The organism is Rhodospira trueperi, assembly GCF_900101965.1.
GTDB lineage: Bacteria > Pseudomonadota > Alphaproteobacteria > Rhodospirillales > Rhodospirillaceae > Rhodospira > Rhodospira trueperi.
Window position 1 is genome coordinate 118,923 of record NZ_FNAP01000006.1, and the last position, 21,467, is coordinate 140,389.

The following is a 21,467-nucleotide window of genomic DNA, read 5'->3' on the forward strand; positions in this document are numbered from 1 at the left end:
AATGAGGGGGTCGCAATGGCGAGCCACAGTGTCGCGCGAGCGAAGAGCCGCCGCTTCGGCGGGAAGAAGAGTGAATATGATAGCCCCCGAAGGGGGGAGGAGAACAGGCCGGCACCGACCGCAACCGGTGTTCTCCCTCCATCCTGAGACTTGCTGCTGGGCGGCAGGTCCCTGTGCATTTGGGCGCGCGTTCGTTAAGATGCCGTACCACCTTGTTCCTTAGGTTGGGATGCTCGATGACCGCCTCGCCCCGACAGGTCCGTCCGACATCCGCTCGCCAGGAGTCAGGCGCCGACCCTGGAAAGAAGAAGCCCGGGCTTGTCCGCTCGGTGGCCATGCCGCTGTTTCTCGCCTCGTCACTGGCGCTTCTGGCGCTGTACGTTTATTGGGGCGTGGGCCTTTACCGCTCCATGAATGACGAGGTCCAGTATCGGGCCGAAACCCTGATGGAAGAGCGGCGCAGCTACATCCGCGCCCTGGTCGAGTCCGCCGTCCATGCCGCCGAACACCAAAGGCTGACCGTCGAGGCGCGGCTGCGCCGGGTCATCCGCGAGCGCGTCAAAGGGGCGTTGGCCATCGCCGACCACCTGTGGCGGGGGCGCCCCGCCGGTACCACGGACGCCGAGGTCGCCGCGACCCTGCGCGAAACGCTGCGGTCGATGCGCTTCGACGACGGGCGCGGCTATTTTTATGTGTTCGATGTCGAGACCGGCGAGGGCATTCTCCACGCCGCCATGCCCCAATTGGAAGGCAAAGACCTGCGCACCGTGCGCGACCCCAACGGGCGCCCCATCGTGCCCAGCATGATCGAGATGATCCGGGACCAGGGCGAAGGGTACTATGCCTATTCCTGGCACCACCCCAACAAGCCCGGAGACGCCCACCAAAAGGTCTCGTACGTCGGTTATTTCGAGCCCCTGGGCTGGGGCATCGCCAGCGGCGACTACATCGAGGATATGATCGCCGACACCAAGGCGGAGACACTCGCGCAACTGCGCGCCATCCATTTCGGGGACGATGGCTACATCTTCGCCGGCACCTGGGACGGGCTCAGCCTGCTCGGACCCCACGAGGGCGAGACCGTGTGGGATGTCACCGATCCAAATGGCGTCAATGTGGTCCAGGACCTGGTGTCCGCCTCCCGATCCGGCGGCGGCTTCGTCTCCTACCTGATTCCCTTCGCCGAAGACGAAACCGAGGCGGTTCACAAGCTCAGCTACGTGCTGCCGGTGCCGGAATGGGAATGGTACATCGGCGCCGGCGTGTCCATCGACGATATCGCCGCGTCAATCGACGCCATCCGCGCCGAAAGGCGGCGGAACGTGATCAAACACCTCACGCTGGGCAGCGGGCTCGTGCTGCTGCTGGCCACCGCCAGCTATGTCATCTCCGTCCGCGTGGCCCGCCTTGTTGGCCGGGACATGAAGAGCCTTCTGTCGTTTCTGGCGGATGACGGGCGCCATCCGGAGACCCTGGATCCGGAGGCCATGAATGGGGCCGAGGCTCACCGGCTCGCGGAGGCCGTGCGAGACATGGCGGCGCGACGCGACGCGGCGGAATCCGCACTGGAACGCCAGACCCGCAGCCTGGAGAAGTCGAACGCGGATCTGGAGCGGTTCGCCTACGTGGCTTCGCACGATCTTCGCGAACCCTTGCGCATCATTTCCAGCTATGTCGGCCTGCTGCGACGCCGCTATCACGGGCGCCTGGACGCCGATGCCGACACCTTCATCGACTACGCCAGTCAGGGTGCGCGGCGTATGCACGATATGATCGGCGATCTGCTGGAATACGCGCGGGTCAAGACCGTCGGGCTGCCCTTTGCCACCGTGCCGCTCGGCCCGGTCATCGACGAGGCCGTCTCCAACCTCGCCGAGCGCATTCGCGAAACGGGGGCCACCGTTGATTTGGTTCCCACGACGTGCGGCGTGCGCGGCAAGGAAACCCTTCTGGTGCGCCTGTTCCAGAACCTGCTGGAAAACGCGCTGAAGTACAGGCATCCCGAGCGCCGCCCGCATGTGCGCATTTCCGCTCGCGTCGAGGCCGGGCAGTGCATCGTGTCGGTGGCCGACAACGGCCTGGGCATCGATCCCGTGTTCCACGACCGCATTTTCGAGATCTTCCAGCGGCTGCATCCGGGCGATATGTACCCCGGAACCGGGGTCGGCCTGAGCATCTGCCAAAGCATCGTCGAGACCCACGACGGCCGCATCTGCCTGGACTCGGAACCGGGTCAGGGCACGACGTTCCATGTTGCCCTGCCGCTGGCGCCGCCGGACGGCTGACGGCGCGGCCGAACCCTGATCACGACGCGACGCGTACGGCGTTGCGGCCGGAGGCCTTGGCCGCGTACAGGGCTTGGTCGGCACGCGACACCCACTCCTCCACCGTCTCGCCCGGGCGGCGTTCGGCGGCGCCCAGGCTGATGGTGACGGCCCCGACCTCGGGCATTGGTGTTTCGGCGAGCGCCAGCCGCAGTGTCTCCGCCAGTTGTCCGGCACCGTCGCTGTCGGTGCCGGGCAGGATGACGAGGAACTCCTCGCCGCCCCAGCGCGCCAGCAGGTCGGTTTCGCGCACGCGCGCGTCCAGGCGCTCCACAACCTCGCGCAGCACCCGGTCCCCGACCGGATGGCCGAAGCGGTCGTTGACGGCCTTGAAGTGGTCCACGTCGGCCATGATGACCGAAACCGGCGTGTTCATGCGGTCGGCGCGGCGCGCCTCCTGCTCCAGGACCCGGTCGGCCTGCTGGCGGTTGTTGGCGCCGGTCAGCACATCATGGGTGGCCTTGTGCTCCAGTTCCGCCATCAGTTCTCGTTGGTGCGTGACGTCGACGATCATGGTCAGAAGGTAGTGAGTCGTGCCACTGTCGATCAGCTCCGCAGACAGTTCGCCGACGAACAGGCCGTCGTCTGACCGGATAAAGCGGTGTTCGATGGGTCTCCGCTTGGGAGACTCCATAAGAGCCTTGATCGTCGCGTCGCGGATGGCGTGGGTCGGAAACAGGCCGAGATCCACGGTGGTCTGGCCGATGACCGACGCGCGGTCCCGTCCAAAAACGCGCAGGAAGGCCGCATTGGCGTCGATCACGCGCCCGGTCTCGGGGTCGGTGATGGCCATCAGGGTGGCGTTGTTGGTGAAGGCCTTCTCGAACTTCTCCTTGGACAGCGCCAGTTCGGACAGGTCGCGGCTGGCGGTGAAGAACGCGGGCGCGTTGTTCCAGGTGCCCAACGCGATCCGGGTTTCGGTCGGAATCCGACACCCGTCGCGGGTGACAAGGGGCATGGTCAGCGTATCCACCATGCCGGCGAGCATGTCGTCCAGGTCCGAGTCCGCCTCTTTCCGGTGTTCGGCGGGATGCAGCACGACCATGGATTGGCCCAGCAGATCCTCGCGCGACCAGCCCAGGCGATCCAGCAGGGTGCCGTTTACCTCGACAATGCAGCCGTTCATGTCCACCACGGCCAGCAGGTCGCACGACAGTGAGAAATAGGCGTTCAGGTTGGCGAGACTGCGGCGCACGGCCTGATCCGACCGCTTTTGCAGAGAGATGTCGCGGCCCACCTCCACGACCCCGACAATCGCTCCGGCTTCGTCGATGCCCGGAGAGGCACGCAATGACCAGGTCCGTCCGTCCGGCGTGGTGTGCTCGGCCTCGGCCGGTTCGCCGGTCTCGAACACCTGCAGCACCGGGCAGTCGGGGCACGGCGCGTCGCGCTCCGCCCAGATGCGGAAGCAGTCGCGTCCGATCAGGTCGCCCGGAGGGGCGCCGACCGAGCGGGCGGCGGCGGCGTTGGTCCAGGTCACACGCAGATCGTCCTGTTCATAGTACGCGACCATGTCGGAGATACTGCCCAGGATCAGCGCCTTCTCGCGTTCGCTCTTTCGCAACGCTCGCTGCGCGTGTTCGCGCTCCGTAACGTCCACCAAGCCGACGATCAGTCCGTCGACGACGCCGGCGGCATCCAACACCGGCTGGACGCTGATATCCCAGTACGAGGTTCCTTCATCCTGGGTGTCGGCGGCCGGAAACGGTGTGGCGGTGGCGGCATAGGGCGCGCCGCTCGCCAACACGCGCCCGAACACGGCCAGGGCGTCCGGCCCCGGGGGCGCGGTGAACGGTTCCCGGCCTACGGCAGTGTTCACGGGGCTCCCGAAGCGTCGGGCGAAGGTGTCGTTGACGCGCAGGATCCGGAGGGACCGGTCCAGGTGGGCCACGGCGAACACGCTTTGTAGGAAAAACCGGTCCAGAAGGCTGCTGGTCTCGCGGAGGTTGCGTTCGGTCTCGACGCGGCCACCGATGTCGTGGATCACCGTAATGACGCCGACCCGATGGGCGCCGTCCATCACCGGATCCTTGCGAGCGCTGACCCAAACGAGCCCGTCGCGGGTGGTCAGCAACTGGTCGCGGACAACGGTACAGCCGGTGTCCAGAACGGTTCGGTCACCGTCCTCGAACGTCTCCGCCACCTCGGCCGTGAACAGATCGCCGTCGGTTCGGCCCAGGATGCGATCAACCGGACGGCCGATCATTCGCGCCATCGCCGCGTTGACGAAGCGCACCACCAGGGACTCGTCCTTGATGGCCACCATGTCGCCGGTGGCGTCGAGCGCGGCCGACAGTAGCGCGACCGAGCGCCAGAACGTCTTCTGGATCGGCTGGCCGGGAGCCCCCTCACCATCCCGGGGCCGACCGGTGTGGATCTCACCCATGGCCCGGTCTCCCTGAAACCCTTTCCGATCCGGCGCGACGCGCCGACAGGGGCGCCGCGCCGAAGTCTACACAATAATATAGCGCGACCGCGCGCCCATGTCATTCAAAATTGTAAAAGACGCGGTCATTTGTAAGAAATACAATCTTTTGATCCAAAGAAGGGGAGCAAAGAAGCGCTTTATTCAATTAAAATTCTCCGCGTTTATAATAGGGCCTGAAAATGCACTGCTTTTTCTGTTCGCACGTGGGGCGGGGCACGTTCTTTCGAAGGGGTCGTCTCACCTCTCCTGATAGGGCCCGGACTTCCCTCCTGTCTTTATCACAAGCCTGACATGCTCAATCCGCATGCCCTTGTCGACCGCCTTGCACATGTCGTAGACCGTCAGCGCCGCGACCGAGACGGCTGTCAGGGCCTCCATCTCGACCCCGGTGCGCCCGGTGATCCGGCAGGTGGCGGTGATCTCGACGGCGTGTTCGGCCTCGTTCAGGGCGAGGTCGACGGCGACCGACGTCAGCGCCAGCGGGTGGCACAGCGGGATCAGGTCGGCGGTGCGCTTGGCGGCCATGATGCCCGCCAGCCGCGCCACCGCCAGCACATCGCCCTTGCCGACCCGGTTGTCGCGGATCAGGGCGATGGTCTCGGGCGCCGCCGTCACACGGCCCGCCGCGACGGCCTCCCGCGCCGTCTCAGCCTTGGCGGAGACGTCCACCATGACGGCGTTGCCCTGTGCATCGAAGTGCGTGAAGCTCATGGTCTGCCTCTTTCCTGCCGCATGGGGAGGTATACCTTATAGCAGGGAATGGGCGCTGCCGACCCATGGGGTGACATCGCCCGCCCGGACCCCTGCGCCCTGAGCCCCGAGCCTTGGCGTGGACACGCGGGCGGCGGCGCGGCGCGTGGTCGCACCGAGCCCGCTGGCGGATTCATGAACCAAGGACCCCGACCCTCATGCGCAATGCCCGGTGCCGAACGGTCGCCTTCCTCTGCCTTGCCTGTCTGGCCGGTTTGTTCGTCCGTCCGGACGCGCTCGCCCAGGATGGCGGCGCGGATCCCGGCGTGGTGATCGGAGATACGACGACCATACAGCTCATCGGCGACCCCGCCACGTCCTACGGGCGGGGGCGGGACCTCGTTGCCGGCTACATCGACATGGCCGGCGGGGTGATGGGCAGCAAGCCGGTGCGCATCGTCGCCCAGGACTCCGGTGGCACGGCCGACGGCGCCACGCGGGCCATCGAGTCCCTGCGTGAACAGGGTGCCGTGCTTTTCATGGGCGGACTGGTGGCGGACGCCACCCTGGCGGCGGCCCGGGCAGCCGCGCCGGCGCCCTTTGTCGCCGTCGATGCCCGCCTGCCGGCGGCTCTGATCGCGGATCAGCCCAACCTGTTCCAGATCGGGCCGTCGGCGGAAGCCCTTGGGCGCGCCCTGGCGGCGGAGGCGGCGCGCACCGGCGCCACCCGCTGGGGTGTGGTGGCTCAGGACGACTATTTCGGCCGCGCCCTCGCCCATGCCTTCTGGCGCGCGCTGCGGGCCGCGCGGCCGGAGATCGAACTGGCCCTGGAATCGTACGTGCCCACGCTGTCGGGGTCGGTCGCGCCGGCCGTCGAGCAGGTCACGGCGGCGCGGCCGGAGGGTCTGCTGTTGGGGCTGCGGGACGTCGATCTGGTGGCCTTCGCGCGGGCGGCGCGGGGCGGCGCCCTGGACGGCGCGGTGGTCATGGCCCCCCACGTTGGTACGCCGGAGATGCTGGGCGCCCTGGGTGCCGAGATCGCTGAGGGGTGGGTGACCACCGGTGCTCCGTGCTGCGAGGTGGGCGGACAGCCGCACCGGGCCTTCGCCGAGGCCTACCGCGCCGCCCATCCCGATGGGGCGACGCCGACGGCCTCCGCGCTGTATGGCTATGTCGCCATGACTGCCCTGGCCACGGCCCTGGACGAGGCGTGGTCCGTCAAGCCGGATCGCCTCACCGTCGCGCTGGCGGGCCTGAGCCTGTCCACGCCCATCGGGCCGATGCGGTTCGACCCCGACACGCGCCAATCGACGCTGCCCTTCTGGGTGGGCCGGGTCAGCGGCGGGCGCTTCGTGGACGCCCGGCCCGTCGATCCGGCGGTGCTCCACGGCCAGTAATCCGCCCGCAAACAGGGAGCCCCTGCGTCATGACGACCACCACCCCAGAAACCATCGACGACACCGTCGACGACACCAACGACCGCCACAGCGCCAAGATGCGCAAGAAAAAGGCCGCACGGGATCGCCTGATGGCCGACAAGGCCGGCGAAAAGGGCCTGCTGATCGTTCACACCGGCCCCGGCAAGGGCAAAAGCTCGGCCGCCCTGGGCATGGTGCTGCGCTGCATCGGCCACGGCATGCCGGTGGGCATCGTTCAGTTCATCAAGGGGGCCATGGACACCGCAGAGCGGTCGGTCCTGGAAGGATTCCCGGATCTCGTGACCGTCCGCGCCCTGGGTGAGGGCTTCACCTGGGAAACCCAGGACCGGGCCCGCGACGTGGCGGCGGCCGAACGGGCCTGGGCGGTTGCCGCCGACATGATGGCCGACCCGAAAATTGCCATGGTGGTGCTTGATGAACTGAACGTCGTGCTGCGATATGGCTACCTGCCGGTGGCGTCGGTGCTGGAGGCCATCGCCGCGCGTCCCCCCCTGCAACACGTGGTGGTCACCGGCCGCAACGCCGACGACGCCCTGATCGAGGCCGCTGACCTGGTGACCGAGATGAAACTGATCAAGCATCCGTTCCGCGCCGGCGTGAAGGCGCAGAAGGGGGTTGAGTTCTGAAGCGAATCCCGAGCGATCCGGAACGAATCGCGACGATGATTTGCTGTGATACCAAATGGCCAGGGCACGATGGGGGACTCAAAATGAACGCAACGCTCCCGAGGCGCCCGAGCCGGTCCCATCCGCATCCAGAGGGAGAGAGCCCCGTGACCCGCCGCGTTGTCTCACACCGTCCGTTGGCCCAGGGCCTCGCGCTGACCGCCGCCCTGTGCCTTGCCGGCGCGAGCCCGGCCGTCGCCCAGGGAACGGGCGGCGCCGGAGCCGGCCAGCCGGTGCCACTGCTGCCGCCGTCGGTGGACAGCGGCACCCTGGATCCGACCCAGGGAGAGTTGGTGCGGCCGGGCACGCCGGGCTTCGATGCGCCCCCGTCGACCGCGGAGTCCATGTCGGGGCAGGCGTCCGATCTGGGACCACCGCGCGAGGTCGGGCCGCCCCCCGGCGCCTCGACCGTTCCGATGACCGGCGATCCGGCCCTGCCGCCACCAGAGGCGCCGCCGATGCCCGAGACCGGACCCGCCGTCATGACGTCCCAGGCCGGCTCCGGTGCCGTCTCCCACGGCAGCACCGCGCCCGCCGATGCCGAGGTGATGGCCCGGGCCCGGGGCGCGCTCGCCGACGCAACCACGGCGGTGTATGACCTGCGCTGGACCAGTGGCTTCACGGACGGACTGAACGACCTGCTGTCGCGGGCGCGGGCCGTCGTGGTGATCCCCAGCTTCTTCAAGGCCGGGTTCTTCGTCGGCGGGGCCTACGGCTCCGCCCTGCTCCTGGTTCGCGACGAGGCGGGCGCGTTCTCCGACCCGGCCTTCCTGACACTGACCGCCGGCAGCCTGGGCTTCCAGTTCGGGGCCCAGGACAACAGGGTGCTGCTGCTCATCATGACGGACGACGGACTGCGGGCCATCCTCGACGACGGGTTTAAGATGGAGGCCGGGGCCAGCGTGACCTTCGGCATCGGCGGCGGCGTGTCCACCGGCAGCACCACCGACGTCAACCATGACATCATCGCCTTTTCGCACAGCAAGGGCCTGTTCGGGGGCGGCGGGCTGGAAGGCTCGGTGTTCGAGCCGCGCCACGACTGGAACGCGGCGTTTTATACGACGCCGGGCATCACGCCCTCGCAGATCGTTCTGGAGCGCCGGGTCTCCAATCCGGAATCGCGGCCCCTGATCGAGTCCCTGACCGCCGCCGCGCCGCCCCAGTGAGGGAGGTTGATCGGCTCCATGCCGTGCGCGGCCGGCGGCCGGCGCGGGCGGTGATGCTCCAGGGCACGGGCTCCGACGTCGGCAAGTCCGTGCTGGCGGCGGGCCTGTGCCGCTGGCTGGTCCGCCAGGGGCTGAGCGTGCGTCCCTTCAAGCCGCAGAACATGTCCAACAACGCCGCCGTCACCCGGGAGGGCGGCGAGATCGGCCGCGCCCAGGCGCTCCAGGCGCGGGCCTGCGGCGTGGCGCCGTCGGTTCACATGAATCCGGTGCTGCTGAAGCCGCAGACCGACGTCGGCAGCCAGGTGGTGGTTCGGGGCGAGGTGTGGGGCAACGCGTCGGCGCGCGACTACACGGCCCTGAAACCGCGATTGATGGACGCGGTCCTGGACAGCTTCGCCCGCCTGCGCGCCGAGGCCGATGTTGTGGTCGTCGAGGGCGCCGGCAGCGCCAGCGAGGTCAACCTGCGCCCCGGCGACATCGCCAACATGGGCTTCGCCGTGGCCACCAACACGCCCGTGGTGCTGGTCGGCGACATCGACCGGGGCGGGGTGATCGCCTCCCTGGTCGGCACCTGGACGCTGTTGCCCGAGGCCGAGCGGGCCTTGCTGCGCGGCTATCTCATCAACAAGTTCCGGGGCGACCCCACCTTGTTCACCCCGGCCACGGACATCATCGCGGATCGAGCCGGCGGGCTGCCCTGTCTGGGCGTGGTGCCGTGGTTCGAGCGTGTTCGCGATCTGCCGGCGGAGGACGCCGTGGCGCTGGACGCGCCGCCGGCGGCACGGACGGACGCGCCGCTGAGGGTGGGTGTGTTGCGGCTGTCGCGCATCGCCAACTTCGACGACATCGACCCACTGACCGCCGAGCCCGACGTGTCGGTGGCGTTCATCCAGCCGGGGCAGGCGGTGCCGGGAGACCTGGATTTGTTGATCCTGCCCGGATCGAAGGCCACGCTGGCCGATCTGGCGTGTGTCCGTGCCCAGGGCTGGGATGGGGACGTGCTGGCTCATCACCGGCGCGGCGGGGCGGTGCTGGGCCTGTGCGCCGGCTATCAGATGCTGGGGCGGGCGGTGCGCGATCCCGACGGTATCGAGGGGCCGCCGGGGGAGGCCCCGGGCCTGGGCCTGCTCGACGTCGAGACCGTGATCGGCCCGAGCAAAACCCTGCGCGAGGGGCCATGGGGCTACGAGATGCACATGGGGGTGACCGACGGTCCCGACGCCGGGCGGCGCTGGCCCGGCGGCATGGCCGATCTGGAGGCGGTGGCCGCGCTGGGCGCCGCCAGCCCGGACGGCCGCGTCCTGGGGTGCTATCTGCACGGCCTGTTGCACCGGGACGCCACCCGCGCGGCGCTGCTGGCCGGACTGGCTCCGGGGCGGACGGCCGGTCCGGCCTTCGAGACCCGGGTCGAGGGCGCCCTGGAGGCGCTCGCCGATCATCTGGCCGCGCACGTCGACCTGCCGGTGCTGGTGCTGGGGGGCGACAGCGGGGGACCCTGACGTCGGACGGGTTCGCGCCGAAGGCTCAACCCGCCGTGTGCGGCGTTCCTCGCGGCGGGTTGCCCCGCTGCGCGGGGCGAATCCGCCCTACAGGGTTCAACTAGCGTGATCCGTCGGGCGGGTTCGCGCCCCAGGCGCAACCCGCCGCGTGCGGCGTTCCTCGTGGCGGATTGCCCCGCTTCGCGGGGCGAATCCGCCCTACAGGGTTCAACTGGCGTGATCCGTCGGACGGGTTCGCGCCGCCGGCACAACCCGCCGCGTGCGGCGCCGCCCGAACACCCAACCCCGAACGAAACAGGGCCGCACCCGAAGGCGCGGCCCCTGCAATCCGTTCGGTGTAGTCTGATCAGTCGGAAAGGTTGTCGCAGAACTCTTCCAGCCAAGCCTGTCCACGCTCGGCCTGGGCGATTTCCAGATCCAGCCAAGCCTGGAAGGGGCCGCCGACCTCGCCGTGGGCGCGGCGCAAGTCGAGCAGGCGGTTCAATTCGGTTTCGCGCGCGTCCAGCAGCAGGTCGGCCTGGGCGCGCTGATCCTCCGGCGGCAGCAGGTGCAGGAAGCGGAACTTCAGCGCGGTCACCAGTTTCGACAGATCGGACGACGCCCGCAGGTTGGCGGTCAACAGGCGGCGCAGTTCCTCGCGCCCGGCCTCGGTAATCTCCAGCCGCGCCGAATCGTCCAGCATGTCCCCGGCGGACGAGGACACCAGACCCTCCACCTGCAACAGTTCCATCGAACTGCCGAGAAGGTCCAGGGACGGGCCGGTGATGCGGGTGACGAAATCGCGCACCCGGCGGGCGACGTTGGCATACGAATCGGGAGAATCCGCAATGGTGCCCAGAGCGCACAGGCGCACGGATTCCCGCGGCGTTAGCGTCTTGTCAGCAAACATGGCGGCGCCTCCTGTTCATGGCCCGGGTCCCTAAATCGGTCCCGGCGGATTGATCGGCCTGTCCGCGCCGTCGCGGACACCGTCGCAGTGTACCGTATGCATCGTCTTACGACCGGCCAACCGACCCGGATCACCGATGATGCCAAAATAGGCTGGCACACCGACGATGCCCAAAATATAGCACCAATCACATAAGAACGCCATAGCGCAGGATCAAGGGCACGCGGTTCGGTGGGCGCGTGTCGTGCTGGCAACAGCGGTGGGGCCTCAGTCCTTCGCGGCGTCGTTCATCTGGTCGACGGATCGTCCGACATCGCGAACGCCGTTTTCGGTGCTCTCGATGGTGCTGGAGGTGCTGTCCGACTTGTACTTAAGGTCCGACAGCGTGTCGTCGAGCGAATCGGCGATGGCATTGGAGCCGGTCAGGTTGGTGACGGACCGCACCAGATTCTGGGCGCCGCCGAGCATTTCGGACATTTTGCGGAACATCGGGTGTCCTCCGGGGTGCGGGGGCAAACGGCCCGACGGGAAGCCGGACCCTGAGGTTTTCGGCAGGGACGGGCAGCGTACGTTGATCAGGCGACCCGGCGCAAGGCCGGTCGTTCCGCCCCCAGGGCAATCGGGTGAACGAGGATTCCCATCGCCGAGACGCAACACCAGGGCCAGAGGTCCGCGCAAAACCCGTCATCGTGAGGCGACGTCCTTGGACGCCGGCGAGGCAATGCAGGGCTTTTCATGATGTGTTCGCCCTGGGGTGCCCCCTTCTGGGGTGGGGAGTCCCCCCCCGCCCCACCAGAAGCGCGACCAACCCAGGCGGGCGGTGTTCGTCTCACGCCTGCGTCGGGCCGGCGCCCTTCTGTCTCTCGAAGCGTTGCTCCACGACGCCGCCGTTCCACTGATCGACCGACATCGTGGCCACCAGCCTGAAGCCCAGGCTTTCGTAAAGATGCCGGGCGGCGTGCAAGCCCTCGAACGTGGTCAGGTAGGTCAGCGCGTAACCGCGCGCGTCGCACGCCTCAAGGGCGTGTTCCAGCAGCGACCGGCCAAGCCCGCAGCCCCGCCCCGCGCCGCCGACGATGAACCAACGCAGATGGGCGGCCTCGTCGTCGCTGCCCGGCCCCGCGCGCGGCGCCTGAATCGTGATCGAGCCCAACAGGGCGCCCTCGCGATCACGGACGCTCAGGAGAAGGTCGCGATTCGGATCAAGGCGATCCAGGAACGCGGCCATGTCTCCGGCCACCTTGGCCTCGAAAGACCGGCCGAAGCTCCAGTGGCGGGCGTAGTATTCCATGTGGAGCGCCACCACCTCCGCCAAGATGCCGGGGCGGTATCCCTCGACGAGCGTCGCGCCCGTCGCGATGTCCTTGGGTCCACGCATGACACCGGTCCCCTTGCGGTTCGCCCCGGGCGATGCTGGCCGGGCTCGTTCCGCGTCCCGGACATCACGCCCCCGGGGCCGACGTCACTCTTCCGGGATCGTCTGCCCGGTCTTCTCCCAATCCGACAGGAACGCGGCCAGACCCTTGTCGGTCAGCGGGTGGGCGTACAACTGGCGCAACACCTTGGGCGGCAGCGTGACCACGTCGGCGCCCAGGCGGCCGGCCTCGACCACATGCATGGGGTGGCGCACGGAGGCGACCAGCACTTCCGTCTTGAACGCCGGATAGTTGCTGTAGATCGCCACGATGTCGCTGATCAGGTCCATGCCCTCGTGGCCGATGTCATCCAGTCGGCCGACGAACGGCGAAACGAATGCCGCGCCCGCCTTGGCCGCGAGAATGGCCTGGGCGGCGGAGAAGCACAGGGTGACGTTGACCATGGTGCCCTCGTCCGACAGCGTCTTGCAGGCGCGCAGGCCGTCCGGAGTCAGCGGCAGCTTGATGGTCACGTTGGGGGCGATCTTGCGCAGCGCGCGGCCCTGGCGCAGCATGCCGTCGGTTTCGGTCGCCACCACCTCGGCGCTCACCGGGCCGGGCACGATCTCGCAGATCTCCTTGACGATCTCGATGAAGTCGCGGCCGGTCTTGGCGGCGAGGCTGGGATTGGTGGTCACGCCGTCCACGAGGCCGGTGGCGGCGAGGTCCTGGATCTCGGCCACATCGGCCGTATCGACGAAGAACTTCATGGCGTGGGGAGGTCCCTTGACTGCTATCCGGGGCGCGGCCCGGCGAACGGCGGGTGATGGGCCGGCGCGCGGGCGGGAGTGTAGCGGATGACCCCACGGCCCGCCACAGCCTGCGGCGATGCACCCGGCGCAACCCTGTTCGGCGCGGCGCGCAGGGTGGCGGTGCTGCTGCCGGTGCCGGTGGACGCCCCCTATGACTACGCCGTGCCGCCGGAGATGGAGCCGGTGGCGCCGGGCGACCTCGTCCGCGTGCCGCTGGGCAAGCGGATCGAAACCGGCGTGGTGTGGGGCGAGGGTGCCGCCGACGTCCCCGAAACCAAACTGCGCCCGATCCTGGAACGCCTGGACGTGCCGCCGATGCCGGCGCCCTTGCGCGACCTGATCGATTGGTGCGCGGCCTATACGCTGGCGCCGCTTGGGCAAGTCTTGCGCATGGCGCTGTCGGTGCCGGAGGCGCTGGACCCGCCCAAGCCGCGCACCGGCTATACCGCGCGGGTCGCCGACCTGTCGGAGACCACGCTGCGCGCCACAGACGCCCGCCGAAAGGTGTTGGAGGCGGCGCGGGCGTGGCCGTCGTCCGAACCGCCGCCTGCCGCCGCCGACCTTGCCCGCCGCGCCGGGGTGGGGGCGACGGTGGTGCGCGGTTTGGCGGAGGGCGGCGCGCTGGCCCCGGTCCCGGTGGTCGAGGAGCCCGAGATCACGGCGCCCGACCCGCACCGCGCCGGCCCCGCCCTGTCGCCCGACCAGGCCCGCGCGGCCGATGTCTTGCGCGCGGCGGCGCGCGGCGGCTTTTCCGTCACCCTGCTGGAGGGCGTGACCGGCTCCGGCAAGACCGAGGTCTATTTCGAGGCCGTCGCCGAGACCCTGGCCCGGGGCCGGCAGGTCCTCGTGCTGCTGCCGGAGATCGCCCTGACCGCCCGCTGGCCGGAGCGCTTTCGCGACCGCTTCGGCGCCCCGCCCGCGCCGTGGCATTCCGACATGCCGCGCGCGCAGCGGCGCGACATCTGGCGGGCGGTGGCCTTCGGGCGGGTGAGCGTGGTGGTGGGTGCGCGCTCCGCCCTGTTCCTGCCGTTTCCCGACCTGGGCCTGATCATCATCGACGAAGAGCACGACGGCGCCTTCAAGCAGGAGGACGGCGTGCCCTACAACGCCCGGGACATGGCCGTGGTGCGGGGCCGCGCCGGCGCGCATGCGGTGGTTATGGCCTCCGCCACGCCGTCGCTGGAAACCGTGCTGAACGCGCGCGCCGGGCGTTATGCGTTTGTGCCCCTGCCCCGGCGCCACGGCGGCGCGGCGCTGCCGGCCATCGAGACCCTGGACCTGCGCGCCCACCCGCCCGAGAAGTGGCAGCGCCAAGGAATGCTGGCGCCGTCGTTTCTGGCGCCGCCCCTGCTGGACGCCATGGACGCCACTATCCGTCGGGGCGAGCAGGTGCTGCTGTTCCTGAACCGGCGGGGATACGCCCCGTTGACGCTGTGCCGGGCCTGCGGCCACCGAATGCAGTGCCCCAACTGCTCGGCCTGGCTGGTGGAGCACCGGCACCGGCGCCTGCTTCAGTGCCATCATTGCGACTACCGGATGCCGCTGCCCGAGACCTGCCCGGCGTGCGGAACGGCGGACGCGCTGGCCCCGTGCGGCCCCGGGGTCGAGCGGGTGGCGGAGGAGGTGGCGAGCCGCTTCCCCACCGCGCGGCTGGTGGTGGCGGCCTCGGACACCCTGCTGGGGCCGACGGCGGCGGCCGAACTGATGGAGCGCATCGAACAGGGCGCGGTGGACATCGTCATCGGTACCCAGGTGATGGCCAAGGGCCACCATTTCCCGCTGTTGACCCTGGTGGGGGTGGTGGACGCCGACCTGGGGCTGTCGGGGGGCGATCTGCGCGCGGCGGAGCGGACGTTTCAACTGCTGCACCAAGTCTCCGGCCGCGCCGGGCGGGCCGAGCGGCCGGGCCGCGTGCTGGTGCAGACGGCCGACCCGGAACATCCGGTGATGCGCGCCCTGGTCTCGGGCGACGCCGAGACCTTCCTGGCGGTGGAGGCGGAAACGCGGCAGGCGGTGATGATGCCGCCGTTCGGCCGGCTGGTGGCGCTGGTCGTCTCCGGGCTGGACGAGCGCGCGGTGATCGAGGCCGGCAAGGCCCTGGCCCGGAGCGCGCCCCGGGCCGCCGACGTCGAGGTGCTCGGCCCCGCTCCGGCGCCGCTGGCCGTGCTGCGCCGTCAGCACCGCCACCGCCTGCTGCTGAAGGCGGCGCGGTCGGTCCGCGTCCAGCCCCTGGTGCGCGACTGGCTGGCGGCGGTCAAACTGCCCCCGGGCGTGCGGGTGAAGGTGGACGTCGATCCGTATGGGTTTATGTGAGGGGGTGCGGTGTCGCTGCCGCAGGCGTAGGATGAGATCGGGAACGGTCTTGTCAGGGGAGCCGTCCATGAAGCCATCAGCCGCCTTTCGTCAGCATCGCGATGCCATCCTCAGCTTGTCCGCGCGGCACGGGCTCCGGAACGTCCGCGTGTTCGGATCGGCGGCGCGGGGCGAGGACCACGACGGCAGCGACCTTGATCTGCTCGTCGATCCGACGCCCGACGTGACCACATACTTCGATATCGTGGATTTCAAGGCCGAGGCGGAACGCCTTCTGGGCGTGCCGGTGGATGTCCGCACCCCCGGGGACCTGCACACCACCTTCAGGGAGAAGGCGGTCTCGGAGGCCGTCCTTCTATGACCGTGGGGAAGGGGCGGTTCGCGGCGGCGGAGTTGTTGCGGTTCATGCTGGACGCGGCCGAGGCGATCGAGGTGTACGTGGCGGATGTCAAGAAACAGGACTTTCTCGACGATACCGTAAATGGACGCATGATACGGGAGGCCGTCGTATACAATCTCGGCGTCCTTGGTGAAGTCGCCAATGATATCTGCCGGACATGACACGCTCCCTTCGCGCACTGGTGGATAAGGTTGAGGGGGCCGAGGGAACCTGAACGCGAAAGAAACCGGGATCGGTTTTGGGGCGGCCGGCCGAAGGACAATCCCCGAGCACCCCGGCCACATGAACGTCGATCTGCATGGGTTGCTGTCAGGGGAATGCCATGAACCGGCCGGAAGACCTGGCGGCGCTCGCCGCGCGCACGGCGGAGATCTACCAGCGCAACGCGGCCCGGTTCGATGCCGAGCGGGCGCGCGTGCTGTTCGAGCGGGACTGGCTGGAGCGGTTCGCGGCGCTGCTTCCGGCCGGCGGATCCGTCCTGGATGTCGGGTGCGGTGCCGGGGAGCCCCTGGCGGCCTTTATCATCGAGCGGGGCCATGCGGTGACCGGTGTGGATATCGCGCCGGCGATGATCGACCGGGCGCGCGCCCGGTTTCCGGCGGCCGTCTGGACCGTGGGCGACATGCGAACCCTGGATATGGGGCGGACGTTCGACGGAATCCTGGGCTGGCACAGCTTTTTTCACCTGAGGCCGGACGAGCAGCGCGCCACCCTGCCCCGGTTCGCCGCCCACCTGAACCCGGGGGGCGTTCTGATGATCACCGTCGGGCCGGCCGAAACGGAGGTGGTGGGCCGCGTCGGCGACGACCCGATCTATCACGCCAGTCTGGCGCCGGACGAGTACAGGCGCATCCTGGCGGCGCTCGGTCTTCGGATCGTCCGCTTCGTGCCCGAGGACCCGTCGTGCGACCAAGCGTCCGTGCTTCTGGCCCGGAAGCGGGACGGACCCTGAGGCCGCGTCGCGACGAGGACCCGCGCGACATGCGGATCGGCTCTGGGCGGATCGGCTCTGGGCGGATCGGCTCTGGACAGAAGGGGGCGGGACTGCGGTATAGGGTCATCCCTTCCGTCGGCCGGTATCAAACGGTGTTCGCATCATGACGACAGCCCGCCCCGACATCGTCGGCACTCTCGCCGCCGTTCAGAACTCCATCGCCGCCGCCGCGCGCGAGGCCGGCCGCGACCCGGCGGAGGTCACCCTGGTGGCCGTGGCCAAGACCCACGGCGCCGACCGCGCCGAGGCCGCGCTGGCCGCCGGGCACCGGGTGTTCGGCGAGAACCGCGTGCAGGAGGCCCAGGGCAAGTGGCCCGCCCTGCGGGAGCGCTACCCCGATCTGGAGTTGCACCTCATCGGCCCGTTGCAGTCGAACAAGGCCGCCGATGCCGTCGCCCTGTTCGACGTCATCGAGACCGTGGACCGCCCCAAGCTGGCCGCCGCGTTGGCGAAGGAGATGGACCGCCAGAACCGCCGGCCGTCCTGCCTGATCCAGGTCAACACCGGCGAGGAGCCGCAGAAGGCCGGCGTGCCGCCCGCCGAGGCCGATGCCTTCATCGCCCACTGCCGCGACGCGGTCGGGCTACCCGTCACGGGCGTGATGTGCATTCCGCCGTTCGAGGACGAACCGTCGCCGCACTTCGCCCTGCTGCGCGAAATCGCCCGGCGCAACGACCTGCCCATGGTCTCCATGGGCATGAGTGGAGACTACCCCATCGCCGTCCAGCAGGGCGCCACCCACGTCCGCGTCGGCAGCGCCATCTTCGGCGAGCGGCCCACTCCGCCGAAATCCTGATCCCCGCGACCGGAGCGCGCCCCATGCCGCCCAAGGCCAACCCCCTGAAGCTGAACAAGCTGCAACTGAAGACCCTGACGCTGTTGCAGGAGCTGGCGCGCGACCCGGCGGTGGCCAGCACCGACCCGGAGACGGGCACCGTGCACATCGGGGTCCTGCCACGTCCGCACGGCGACCATTTCCACGTTGGCCCCTATGTCGTGATGGCATCGGATGCCACGGGGATGGACAACACGGGCGTGTGGTTGGCGCTGATGCGCAAGCGGTTGGCTGAACTGCGGCCCGAGGGTGGCGCCTTCCTCATGCCGGAGGGGCTGGCCTACGACACCGGGATGCGAAAGGCGATCCTGCACGGCTCGGATCACTGATTCGCGTCGGCCGGGGCCTGTTGGCCGAAACACGCCCGCAGGGCCGCGTCCGTGGCGGCCGCGCTGTCGCGACCACGGGCGACGAGGGTCCGGAACCAGTCATCGCCGGACAGGGTGGTCCGCATGTGCGCGCGCAACGCCGGCCAGTCCGGATGGCCGTCCGACCGCCGGGTCAGCGCCTCGGCGCGGATCGACACGGTGGTGTAGCGGGCGTCGGCATCGCGCAACGCGGCCTCGTCCTCCCGCTCCCAGGCGAACGACCGCCACGGCGTGCCGTCGGCAGACAGCGGACGCAGCCGATCGGGGTCCGCCGCCGCAAGCCAGTCCAGACGGATCGTCCGGGCCTTGGCCAGCGTCACCTGACGGTCGCGGTTGAGCGACGCCAGCGCGCCCAAATCCGGTCGTTGGACGGCGATGAGATCCCGCAGGGCATCCTGGAACGCCACCTTGGCGGCGAGGTCATCGGCCAGGGGCGCGCGCAGGCAGTCGGCCAGGGGGTCGTCGGCCCGGGCGGCGTTCCCCGCCAACCCCAGCGATAGGCCGACAGCGAGGGCCAGACAGAAGCGGACCATGGCGGTGTCTCCCGATCAGTTTGGACACGCACGGAACAGATCCCGTCTCCGACGGGCGCGCCGGCCGGCGGTCTCTACCCCACCCCGACCAGCGCGATCTTGATCACCAGAACCAGCGCCACCAGCGCGCCGTTGAGAAAACAGGCCCGCACGTACAGGCGCAGGGCGCGGCGGATGTCCTTCGGCGTCACCCGGGCGCGGCCGTCGCCCACCCAGGGCTCGTTGGTGGCCTGCCCGTGGTACTGGCGCGGCCCCGACAGCGCTAGCCCCAGCGCCCCGGCGGTGGCCGCTTCCGGCCAGCCGGCGTTGGGCGAGCGGTGGCGGCGGGCGTCGCGGCGCAGGATGCGCACCGATTCGCGCCAGTCGGCGCGCGGCAGCGTGGCGGCGGCGGCCACGATCAGCAGCCCCGACAGGCGCGCCGGCAGCCAGTTCCAGGCGTCGTCCAGCCGCGCCGAGGCCCAGCCGAAGTCCCCGTGCCGCTCGGTGCGGTGCCCGATCATGGAATCGAGGGTGTTGATCATCTTGTAGGCCAGCAGGCCCGGCAGGCCGAAGACGACATACCAGAACACCGGCGCCACCACGCCGTCGGAGAAGTTCTCGGCCAGCGATTCGATCGCGGCGCGGCCGATGCCGCCGGCGTCCAGGCGCTCCGGGTCGCGGCCCACGAGGTGACGGATGGCCTTGCGCGCGGCCTCGACGCCGCCCGTCTCCAGCGCCCGGCCGACGTCGCGGACATGGTCGTACAGGCTCTTCTGCGCCAACAGGACCGCCACCAGGACCAGTTCGACCACCCAGCCGGCCAGGGCGGCGGTGGACAGCCATTGCACCAGAAACCCAAGGGCGGCGGCGGCGGCGGTCAGGCCCAGCGCCGCCACGACGCCGCGCAGGCGCCGGTCCAGGGCGGAGCGCTGGGGCCGGTTCAGGCGCCCGTCGGCCTCGCCGATCCAGTGGCCCATGACCACGACAGGATGCGGCAGCACGCGGAACACCGGGCCGAACTCGCCCAGATAGGCGTCGAGTACCAGCGCGCCGAGCAGCAGCACCAGCGGGTCGAACACATCGGTCGTGGCATAGTCGAACAGCAGGAACATGGTGGCCGCACCATGCCACCAGCGGCGCGGCGGGGGAAGGGTTTGGCGGACGGGCCGCAAGGCACTCGCATGTGAACGGCGGTGCCTGCCTGCGGCCCGCACCCTTTTTTCGGGTTGGTCGCCATTGCCTTCTGATCTGACCTGGAGGCCGGCGGATCGTCATTGCGAGCCCGCGTCTTTTTGATGCGGGCGAAGCAATCCAGGGCCGAAGACTGCATTCTTTGCCCTGGATTGCTTCGTCGCTGCGCTCCTCGCAATGACGAGTCTTCCGAAAGACCTCTGTCTTACTTCAGGTCGCCGGCCATGCCCGGGTACAGCACCTGGGTTTCGCCGGTGGCGTCGTCCACCCCGTCGTTGTCGGTGGCGGAGATCAGGGTGCCGTCGGCGGTGATGGCCAGGCTCTCGATCTTGTCCGGGGTCCAGCCGTTGCGGGCCGCCATCAGCGGCAGCAGGTCCAGGGCCACGGTCTTTTCAACCACCGGCAGGGATTCGCCGTGGGCCACCGGGGTGACGCCGTCCAGCGAGATCACCGTCACCTGCTTGATGGCCGCGTCCGGGCCCCCCTTAGGGCCGCGTCGCGGTTCGGGAGCGGGGCAGTCATGGAGGCCCGGTGCCCGGCCATGACGTTGGGATGGCGGAGACCGGCGCCGGCCCTAGAAACCGATCGCGATGCTTACGGCGCCGTGGTTGGTCAGGCCGTTCTGGGTGTCGAAGGTCTTGGTTCCCAAGACGTGGGTGTATCCGACACGGACATTGTTGAAGAAGAACTGGACGCCCGCGCGGACCTCGCCGACGAGGGGGTTCTTGTCCACGCGCGGGCTGCCGTCGCCAAAGGTGTTGCCGTCCAGGAAAATGTCCCGGGCCACGGCGCGGCCCTCAATCCCCGCGAACACGTACCAGCCGTCGTCCGCGCCGGGATCGAACACGGCCGTGCCGGGCCGGCTCGGCCCGATCAGCGGCGGTCCCGCGTCCACCCGCAGCGACTGACCAAGCCGCACCATGGCGCCCGCATTGGCGTGGATGTAGGCGTTGCCGAACGCGGCGCCCACATGGGGCGTCAGGTCCATCTCCAGGCCCAGGGGTTCGGCCCGGGCCGCGCCCGGCCAACTGCGCTTGTAGCCGAGATTCACCACGGGTTCGTTGTCGAGCTGGTTGTCCCAGCCGCGCGGCCGCGCCACGTGCATGATGTCGTGAACGATGGTCTGCGTGATGCCCGCCTGCGCGGCCGGTCCCACCATGCCCACCGTCAGCGACATCTGGTCCAGGTGGTGTTCGGCCTCGCTGAACAGTTCCATGGAGCCGAACAGAAACCCTGCCCAGGGGTGTTCGTCCGGCTGCGGCTCCCGGATCGTGATGTCGCTCGGCGTGAACATGGTCTGGCCCAGGCTGAACAGCACGCGCTCCCGTCCGTAGGCCGACATCAGCGGCAGAAACGCCGCCAGATCGTCCGCCCATGGGGTGTCCCGCATCGCCGGGCTGTAGCCGATGACGACGCCATTGGTGTAGTTGCGGTCGGTGTTCGCGAAGGAATCATTCTCAAGCTGGAACGTGACGATGGCGCCGTCGTCGCCCGCATCGGCGAACGCGGGCGCGGCCAAGCCCAGGCCCAGACCGATCAGGCTCAGAACACGAAGAGTCGAAAACCACGGCACGAGTCGAGGGTCTC

General features: G+C 69.4%; 20 protein-coding genes and 1 pseudogene. 11 read left to right on the forward strand and 10 right to left on the reverse strand.

The window, feature by feature from the left end; translation table 11 throughout:
• Positions 1-236: 236 nt before the first annotated feature.
• Positions 237-2,285: a cache domain-containing protein gene (locus BLS85_RS09480; RefSeq protein ID WP_092785604.1), complete on the forward strand. Its 2,049-nt coding sequence runs from the start codon at positions 237-239 to the stop codon at positions 2,283-2,285.
• 19 nt (positions 2,286-2,304) lie between these two features.
• Here the strand turns inward: BLS85_RS09480 and BLS85_RS09485 are convergent, their stop codons facing one another.
• Complete coding sequence (locus BLS85_RS09485) at positions 2,305-4,710, reverse strand: sensor domain-containing diguanylate cyclase (RefSeq protein WP_092785606.1); 2,406 nt, start codon at positions 4,708-4,710, stop codon at positions 2,305-2,307.
• A 279-nt stretch (positions 4,711-4,989) separates the two neighbouring features.
• The gene (moaC, locus tag BLS85_RS09490; protein ID WP_092785608.1) at positions 4,990-5,463 is read right to left on the reverse strand and encodes a cyclic pyranopterin monophosphate synthase MoaC; all 474 of its coding nucleotides are present in this window, start codon (positions 5,461-5,463) and stop codon (positions 4,990-4,992) included.
• A 197-nt stretch (positions 5,464-5,660) separates the two neighbouring features.
• Between moaC and BLS85_RS09495 the strand changes: the two genes are divergently transcribed.
• The 4 genes from BLS85_RS09495 to BLS85_RS09510 all read left to right on the forward strand — a co-directional run bounded on the left by BLS85_RS09495 (position 5,661) and on the right by BLS85_RS09510 (position 10,211).
• Positions 5,661-6,839, forward strand: a complete 1,179-nt coding sequence (locus BLS85_RS09495; protein ID WP_092785610.1) for an ABC transporter substrate-binding protein — start codon at positions 5,661-5,663, stop codon at positions 6,837-6,839.
• 29 nt (positions 6,840-6,868) lie between these two features.
• Positions 6,869-7,507: a cob(I)yrinic acid a,c-diamide adenosyltransferase gene (gene cobO / locus BLS85_RS09500; RefSeq protein ID WP_092785612.1), complete on the forward strand. Its 639-nt coding sequence runs from the start codon at positions 6,869-6,871 to the stop codon at positions 7,505-7,507.
• A gap of 146 nt (positions 7,508-7,653) precedes the next feature.
• Entirely contained in the window at positions 7,654-8,712 is a 1,059-nt protein-coding gene (locus tag BLS85_RS09505; protein ID WP_176793550.1) for a lipid-binding SYLF domain-containing protein, read from the forward strand.
• 53 nt (positions 8,713-8,765) lie between these two features.
• Positions 8,766-10,211: a cobyric acid synthase gene (locus tag BLS85_RS09510; protein ID WP_092785888.1), complete on the forward strand. Its 1,446-nt coding sequence runs from the start codon at positions 8,766-8,768 to the stop codon at positions 10,209-10,211.
• 346 nt (positions 10,212-10,557) lie between these two features.
• Here BLS85_RS09510 and BLS85_RS09515 read toward each other — a convergent pair whose 3' ends face one another.
• From BLS85_RS09515 to fsa, 4 genes are all read right to left on the reverse strand, one after another.
• The gene (locus BLS85_RS09515) at positions 10,558-11,100 is read right to left on the reverse strand and encodes a hypothetical protein (protein ID WP_092785615.1); all 543 of its coding nucleotides are present in this window, start codon (positions 11,098-11,100) and stop codon (positions 10,558-10,560) included.
• Positions 11,101-11,367: 267 nt separating this feature from the next.
• On the reverse strand, positions 11,368-11,589 hold the full coding sequence (locus tag BLS85_RS09520) for a hypothetical protein (RefSeq protein WP_092785617.1): 222 nt from the start codon (positions 11,587-11,589) through the stop codon (positions 11,368-11,370).
• Positions 11,590-11,929: 340 nt separating this feature from the next.
• Positions 11,930-12,478, reverse strand: coding sequence for a GNAT family N-acetyltransferase (locus BLS85_RS09525; protein WP_092785619.1), 549 nt, complete (start codon positions 12,476-12,478; stop codon positions 11,930-11,932).
• 84 nt (positions 12,479-12,562) lie between these two features.
• Entirely contained in the window at positions 12,563-13,225 is a 663-nt protein-coding gene (gene fsa / locus BLS85_RS09530) for a fructose-6-phosphate aldolase (protein ID WP_092785621.1), read from the reverse strand.
• A gap of 87 nt (positions 13,226-13,312) precedes the next feature.
• On the opposite strand from fsa, the gene BLS85_RS09535 reads away from it, so the two are divergent.
• The 6 genes from BLS85_RS09535 to BLS85_RS09560 all read left to right on the forward strand — a co-directional run bounded on the left by BLS85_RS09535 (position 13,313) and on the right by BLS85_RS09560 (position 18,138).
• On the forward strand, positions 13,313-15,580 hold the full coding sequence (locus BLS85_RS09535; protein ID WP_092785623.1) for a primosomal protein N': 2,268 nt from the start codon (positions 13,313-13,315) through the stop codon (positions 15,578-15,580).
• Positions 15,581-15,647: 67 nt separating this feature from the next.
• A complete protein-coding gene (locus BLS85_RS09540) occupies positions 15,648-15,941 on the forward strand; it encodes a nucleotidyltransferase family protein (protein ID WP_092785625.1) in 294 nt (97 codons plus the stop codon).
• A complete protein-coding gene (locus BLS85_RS09545; protein WP_092785627.1) occupies positions 15,938-16,141 on the forward strand; it encodes a ribonuclease HepT family protein in 204 nt (67 codons plus the stop codon). The genes BLS85_RS09540 and BLS85_RS09545 overlap by 4 nt, the downstream gene beginning before the upstream one ends.
• Before the next feature lie 161 nt (positions 16,142-16,302).
• On the forward strand, positions 16,303-16,932 hold the full coding sequence (locus BLS85_RS09550; protein ID WP_092785629.1) for a class I SAM-dependent methyltransferase: 630 nt from the start codon (positions 16,303-16,305) through the stop codon (positions 16,930-16,932).
• 145 nt (positions 16,933-17,077) lie between these two features.
• Positions 17,078-17,770, forward strand: coding sequence for a YggS family pyridoxal phosphate-dependent enzyme (locus BLS85_RS09555; protein WP_092785631.1), 693 nt, complete (start codon positions 17,078-17,080; stop codon positions 17,768-17,770).
• Positions 17,771-17,793: 23 nt separating this feature from the next.
• Positions 17,794-18,138, forward strand: coding sequence for a hypothetical protein (locus BLS85_RS09560; RefSeq protein ID WP_092785633.1), 345 nt, complete (start codon positions 17,794-17,796; stop codon positions 18,136-18,138).
• Here BLS85_RS09560 and BLS85_RS09565 read toward each other — a convergent pair.
• From BLS85_RS09565 to BLS85_RS09580, 4 genes and pseudogenes are all read right to left on the reverse strand, one after another.
• Positions 18,132-18,710: a hypothetical protein gene (locus BLS85_RS09565; RefSeq protein WP_092785635.1), complete on the reverse strand. Its 579-nt coding sequence runs from the start codon at positions 18,708-18,710 to the stop codon at positions 18,132-18,134. The genes BLS85_RS09560 and BLS85_RS09565 overlap by 7 nt on opposite strands.
• Before the next feature lie 74 nt (positions 18,711-18,784).
• Positions 18,785-19,801, reverse strand: a complete 1,017-nt coding sequence (gene cbiB / locus BLS85_RS09570) for an adenosylcobinamide-phosphate synthase CbiB (protein WP_092785637.1) — start codon at positions 19,799-19,801, stop codon at positions 18,785-18,787.
• 284 nt (positions 19,802-20,085) lie between these two features.
• Positions 20,086-20,349: pseudogene (locus BLS85_RS09575) on the reverse strand (esterase-like activity of phytase family protein); the annotation flags it as partial.
• A 105-nt stretch (positions 20,350-20,454) separates the two neighbouring features.
• On the reverse strand, positions 20,455-21,453 hold the full coding sequence (locus BLS85_RS09580; protein WP_176793552.1) for a lipid A deacylase LpxR family protein: 999 nt from the start codon (positions 21,451-21,453) through the stop codon (positions 20,455-20,457).
• Positions 21,454-21,467: the final 14 nt, after the last annotated feature.

What these genes read in the sequence shown, in the direction of transcription:
- BLS85_RS09480 (WP_092785604.1), top strand. Translation starts at nt 237, where the DNA reads ATGACCGCCTCGCCCCGACAGGTCCGTCCGACATCCGCTCGCCAGGAG.
- BLS85_RS09485 (WP_092785606.1), bottom strand. Translation starts at nt 4,710, where the DNA reads ATGGGTGAGATCCACACCGGTCGGCCCCGGGATGGTGAGGGGGCTCCC.
- moaC (WP_092785608.1), bottom strand. Translation starts at nt 5,463, where the DNA reads ATGAGCTTCACGCACTTCGATGCACAGGGCAACGCCGTCATGGTGGAC.
- BLS85_RS09495 (WP_092785610.1), top strand. Translation starts at nt 5,661, where the DNA reads ATGCGCAATGCCCGGTGCCGAACGGTCGCCTTCCTCTGCCTTGCCTGT.
- cobO (WP_092785612.1), top strand. Translation starts at nt 6,869, where the DNA reads ATGACGACCACCACCCCAGAAACCATCGACGACACCGTCGACGACACC.
- BLS85_RS09510 (WP_092785888.1), top strand. Translation starts at nt 8,766, where the DNA reads ATGCTCCAGGGCACGGGCTCCGACGTCGGCAAGTCCGTGCTGGCGGCG.
- BLS85_RS09515 (WP_092785615.1), bottom strand. Translation starts at nt 11,100, where the DNA reads ATGTTTGCTGACAAGACGCTAACGCCGCGGGAATCCGTGCGCCTGTGC.
- BLS85_RS09520 (WP_092785617.1), bottom strand. Translation starts at nt 11,589, where the DNA reads ATGTTCCGCAAAATGTCCGAAATGCTCGGCGGCGCCCAGAATCTGGTG.
- BLS85_RS09525 (WP_092785619.1), bottom strand. Translation starts at nt 12,478, where the DNA reads ATGCGTGGACCCAAGGACATCGCGACGGGCGCGACGCTCGTCGAGGGA.
- fsa (WP_092785621.1), bottom strand. Translation starts at nt 13,225, where the DNA reads ATGAAGTTCTTCGTCGATACGGCCGATGTGGCCGAGATCCAGGACCTC.
- BLS85_RS09535 (WP_092785623.1), top strand. Translation starts at nt 13,313, where the DNA reads ATGACCCCACGGCCCGCCACAGCCTGCGGCGATGCACCCGGCGCAACC.
- BLS85_RS09540 (WP_092785625.1), top strand. Translation starts at nt 15,648, where the DNA reads ATGAAGCCATCAGCCGCCTTTCGTCAGCATCGCGATGCCATCCTCAGC.
- BLS85_RS09545 (WP_092785627.1), top strand. Translation starts at nt 15,938, where the DNA reads ATGACCGTGGGGAAGGGGCGGTTCGCGGCGGCGGAGTTGTTGCGGTTC.
- BLS85_RS09550 (WP_092785629.1), top strand. Translation starts at nt 16,303, where the DNA reads ATGAACCGGCCGGAAGACCTGGCGGCGCTCGCCGCGCGCACGGCGGAG.
- BLS85_RS09555 (WP_092785631.1), top strand. Translation starts at nt 17,078, where the DNA reads ATGACGACAGCCCGCCCCGACATCGTCGGCACTCTCGCCGCCGTTCAG.
- BLS85_RS09560 (WP_092785633.1), top strand. Translation starts at nt 17,794, where the DNA reads ATGCCGCCCAAGGCCAACCCCCTGAAGCTGAACAAGCTGCAACTGAAG.
- BLS85_RS09565 (WP_092785635.1), bottom strand. Translation starts at nt 18,710, where the DNA reads ATGGTCCGCTTCTGTCTGGCCCTCGCTGTCGGCCTATCGCTGGGGTTG.
- cbiB (WP_092785637.1), bottom strand. Translation starts at nt 19,801, where the DNA reads ATGTTCCTGCTGTTCGACTATGCCACGACCGATGTGTTCGACCCGCTG.